This window comes from Bacillus sp. JJ864, from assembly GCF_036963045.1.
GTDB classification, from domain to species: domain Bacteria; phylum Bacillota; class Bacilli; order Bacillales; family Bacillaceae_G; genus Bacillus_A; species Bacillus_A pseudomycoides_C.
In genome coordinates this window covers 1-3,865 of the sequence record NZ_JBALLY010000240.1, presented here as the reverse complement: position 1 = coordinate 3,865, position 3,865 = coordinate 1, and the positions used below count along the sequence as shown (strand labels likewise).

6 protein-coding genes are annotated in these 3,865 nt (G+C 28.1%); all 6 read left to right on the top strand.

Features of this window, described 5'->3' with window-relative positions:
- On the top strand, positions 1-684 hold a 684-nt coding region (locus tag V7024_RS23915), incomplete at its 5' end, for a hypothetical protein (RefSeq protein WP_335524557.1).
- A gap of 128 nt (positions 685-812) precedes the next feature.
- Positions 813-1,142, top strand: coding sequence for a hypothetical protein (locus V7024_RS23910; protein WP_335524556.1), 330 nt, complete (start codon positions 813-815; stop codon positions 1,140-1,142).
- A gap of 139 nt (positions 1,143-1,281) precedes the next feature.
- Entirely contained in the window at positions 1,282-2,076 is a 795-nt protein-coding gene (locus tag V7024_RS23905; protein WP_335524555.1) for a hypothetical protein, read from the top strand.
- 137 nt (positions 2,077-2,213) lie between these two features.
- Positions 2,214-2,600 (top strand): hypothetical protein, encoded by a 387-nt coding sequence (locus V7024_RS23900; RefSeq protein WP_335524554.1) that lies wholly within the window; start codon positions 2,214-2,216, stop codon positions 2,598-2,600.
- A gap of 23 nt (positions 2,601-2,623) precedes the next feature.
- Positions 2,624-3,430, top strand: coding sequence for a Fic family protein (locus tag V7024_RS23895; protein ID WP_098780831.1), 807 nt, complete (start codon positions 2,624-2,626; stop codon positions 3,428-3,430).
- A gap of 93 nt (positions 3,431-3,523) precedes the next feature.
- Positions 3,524-3,841 (top strand): hypothetical protein, encoded by a 318-nt coding sequence (locus V7024_RS23890; protein WP_335524551.1) that lies wholly within the window; start codon positions 3,524-3,526, stop codon positions 3,839-3,841.
- The last annotated feature ends 24 nt before the right edge of the window (positions 3,842-3,865 follow it).

Below are 3,865 nucleotides of genomic sequence, written 5' to 3'. Positions count from 1 at the left end.
CAAATATATAAAGGTTTAATTAAAACAAATGATATAGAGAAAGCCTTTTATTCTTTGGATCATGAGCATACCATCAAAGATACTTGGTTGCTGATTGATAAAATAAGTAACTATAAAGAATTTCCTGAATTTAAAGGGAAGCTTTTGAAAATTTTAAGAGGGGAGAAAACAATTTACAGGGTTCATGATGATTTAATTCAATTTAATTTAGAAATAAGAATAAAATATCCACATAACGATTTAGAACCTATCAATTACACAGAGGGAACTATAAATTATTTTGAATGTGAAATAGAAAATGTTAATTTTAAATTACCTCGAAGCGATGTAGAATTATTCATGGTATCACATAAATTGAAGAATTGTGTTGATGGGTACTATTTAAGGGTTAAATCTAAGTATTGTGTAATTGTTTATTGTACGGATCATACAGGAGAAATTGTTGCTTGTTTAGAGTTTAGAAATCACTATGGAATCTCGGCAAGGCTTGTTCAAGCATTAGGCTATGATAATGAATTATTAGATGGGAAAGTTCAAAGCATTGTACGTAAGTATTGTAAAGAAAGAGATATAAAAATTGATTGCAAATATCATATCCCTGATGTTAAGGATGAAGGTGTTTTAAATGAAAATAGTCATGTGATGGGGATTAATGAAGTGGGAAATTTACATGAAGTATGTTAGATGTAAAAAAGAAAACCGTTTGATGGTTTTCTTTTTTTGTGGGGATAATTGTATATTCAATATATATTTGATAAAATAATAATAGTAATAATATTCATTCAATTTATTTTAAAGGGGTTGATATGTTTATGGAATACCTTAAAGAAATTGTATGTGATAAAAAAGTAGATGTTTTGTACAAAGTAGAAAATTATAGGATAAGAAAGCATCATAAAGTAAGTGAATCTGAACCTCTGGGTACTATGTTTGAAGGAGATATTGAACTTTTATGCTTTGGTGATTCTTATGGATTTAACCTAACTGTTGAACATAAGAGAATACCTTCTAAATTCCGCCAAGTGTCCAGCGCAAATTATGGTGAGCATTTTCCGAATAAACTGATTGATACAAGTTCTAAAGAAGCTGTATTACAATTCGCTGTTGATTATATGAATTTTATTGTTAAACAAGCTGTTTAATAAATTTAATTTGTTAAGGAAACCGTTCTTTTTATATTAAAGAATGGTTTTTTTATTGATTATTTATATATTGAATATACATTGAATGTGTATTGTGGTATAATGAGTATGTAAATAATAATAAGTGGGAGAGGATAAAATGGGAGAAAATAAAATGAAAAGTTTTGATGTTTATGGGTGCTTTGGTAATGATGAATACATACTAGATAGTTATGCATTCACAGTAAAAACAGCTAATAAATCAGAAGCTATGGAATCAGCTAAAATGTCTGGTGGTGCTTATGGAAAGGTTTATTTTGAAGCACAAACTGGTCATATTATTCATGAATTAGATAAACGAAAAATAGTGTTAAATCACATACCTGATATTAAATGCCAAATTTTCAGCCCTAGAAAAAATCATAAACATGAAACACTTATGGGAGCGCCTATTTATACAGATGAAGATTATAAAGATATTCCTTTTAGCGTATTACTTGAAGGAATAAAAAAAGAAGCAACTGAACGAAATAAAGAGATAGTTTATTTTGAATGCTATGCATTTGGTGTAAATCCATCACTTGTTAGTACAAAAGAAATGTTAGATACTACTGAAATTGGTGATAGATGGGTAAATGAAAATGGAGTAGCCATTGAACATACAAGTGAAGGTATTAAATGGGAAGACAAGAAACGTCCGTTTTCAAGTGAAGTAAGTAAAGATATATTGGGTTCTGAATTATTATCTATGAAATGGATCTGGCAAATTGGGCCGAATAAAGATGTTTTAGTGTATTTTCGTCATGAGTGGGATGAAATTAAAAACTGGACAGAAGAAGAATGTAAAAAGGAAATTATAAAGTGTAAGTATTGGGAACAAAGTGATATGAATAGTTGGGAAGAATTTGAACAAAGTCTAAAAGAAGCATTTGAAAAACGATTGAAAGTTAAATAATTGAAGAATATTTTTGAGAACCGTCTTTTAACTACGAAAGGCGGTTTGTATTTTCAGTATACATTTACTATACATTGAATATATATTGTGTTATAATATGGTAAGAAATAATAAAATTAGAATTAAGAGGGAATAATATGAAAAATACTGTAAATGGATTGGAAACTTATCAAAGGGTTTTGCTAAATTTAAGTATTGATGAATTAATTAATTTATCCACTAAATATTCTCATAATATGTGTGTATTTATCAGAGATATATTCAGTAATGGCGCACATATGAAAAATAGAACTCATTATTTTAATGAACATGGTGTACATCTAGAGAATTTTCCTGAATTTATAACAGAAGTTATGGATCAGCTTCATAATATTCCAACTTATACAGCTCACAAAATGAAAACTGAACTTGTATTTGAATTATCACGTATTGCTGTATTTTTAGAAGAGGATAAATATAATATAAGTAACCATGTTTTCATAATTCCAATAGCTAAAAAGTTAAAGGGGACAATTGAAAAGTAAAATTGAGAAACGGAGTGAATCTTTTGGAATCTAAAGATGTTATTAAAAATCTAAAAACAAATCAAAATGAAGCTAAATTTTCAAACGAATATATAAATGATGTTTTAGTAAGATTAGCTTATAATTCAAGTGCTATTGAGGGAAATACAATCAGTTTAGCTGATACTGTTACAATAATACTACATGATACTATTCCAAGTAATACAAGTAAACGAGAATTTTTTGAAATTGATAATCACCGCGGAGCTTATGATTATGTTTTAAAAAACGTTGCTAATAAGGAAGAATTAACTGTAGGAAAAGTTAAGGATATTCATGAAAGATTAACTGACAGACTTCAATATGATAAAGGACAATTTAAAACATCAACAAACCGCATTTTAGGAGCTGATTTTCAAACAACACCACCAGCACAAGTACCTCATGCTATGCAACAGTGGGTTGATAATTTGAATTTCAGATTAGAAAACGCTAAGACGGTTGATGACAAGTTATACGCTATTGCTGAACAACATATTCAATTTGAAAGAATTCATCCTTTTAGTGATGGGAATGGTAGAACTGGTAGAATGTTAATGAATTACAGCTTATTAGAAAACAACCTCCCTCCTTTAGTAATTGATGTTAAAGAAAAAGGTCTTTATGTAAACTTACTAGCTAAACAAGATGTAGATGGATTTGTTCAATTTATGAAACCTACATTAGAAAAAGAAATGGAGATCATGGAAGCTTTTATTAATAAAGAAAATAATCAAATCAAATATCCTGAAAATGAACCAAATGAAAAAAATATAAAACGTGATGAAGTAGAAGATGAACGTGAATTATAAAATAAATAGCTAGTTCTTATAATGAACTAGCTTCTTTTTTTTAAGGCTATATATTGAAGGTGCTTTGAATGTATATAAAAGTGGTGATATGCAATGAATGGATTTAAAGTGATGGGTATTTTTAACTTTGAAAATTTTGTTTTGGAAATTGAAGTGGCTTCATTAATAGCCAAAGATTATACAGATGCTGAACAGATTGTTAAAGAACAAGGTGTAGGTGAAGTTTATTTTGAATCTGAATCACAAAGCATTATTTATGATTTTCATAATAATAAGAAAAACATATTTGATAGTTGTAAAAAGAATATCCCTTTTCAAATGCTGTTTAACATCTTGCTAAATAAAACAGACAAGACTAATGAAATGATTATACCTTTTAAAAAAGTTGAATATCAAATTTTAGAGTATTAATAAGGAGAATAACCTATCTTAAAT